This window comes from Acinetobacter sp. (genome assembly GCF_036666595.1).
GTDB lineage: Bacteria > Pseudomonadota > Gammaproteobacteria > Pseudomonadales > Moraxellaceae > Acinetobacter.
On the sequence record NZ_JAVWVO010000104.1, the window covers coordinates 1 to 631 of the forward strand.

The window sequence follows — 631 nt, forward strand, 5'->3', positions numbered from 1 at the left end:
TGCTGATTTTGATGTGCCCAAACACCAGCAAAACAATCTGCTTGTAATTCCAAACGGACAGACAGCTGATTTCCTTGTTTTTGGCTAGATTTTGATCGGGCTTGTTGAATTTGATCAGAAATACCCAATAAATTTTGAACATGATGTCCGACTTCATGGGCAATCACATAAGCTTGAGCAAAATCTCCAGCTTGATCTTGACGAGCAAGTTCAGTTTGATTCTGCTCACCTGAAATACCCATTTGCTGATGCATCTCTTGAAAGAAAGCTGTATCAATATAAATTTTCTGATCTGCTGGACAGTAAAACGGCCCCATCGCTGCTTGTGCTGTGCCACACCCTGATTTAACGACACCACTAAATAGAACCAAACGCGGTGCTTTATAAGTCATACCCTGTTGTTGGAAAATCGGTGTCCACGTATCTTCTGTATCAGCAAGAATAGTCCTAACAAAATTACTCGCCTCTTTCTGCTCAGCAGTTAAATTTTGTGGTTCAGTACCTTGCTGTGAAGATTGCGCACTAGTGACTGCTTGAGTTGCTTGATAGGCCTGTTGTGGATCAACGCCAAAAAATTTCCATGCAACAAAAGCCACAACTAAACCTAAAATGCTAATACCACCTGCTTTTG

1 protein-coding gene is annotated in these 631 nt (G+C 41.4%); it reads right to left on the bottom strand.

From position 1 onward, the window contains the following. A partial coding sequence (locus tag RR876_RS17025; RefSeq protein ID WP_332637194.1) for a neutral zinc metallopeptidase occupies positions 1–631 on the bottom strand: 631 nt, incomplete at both ends.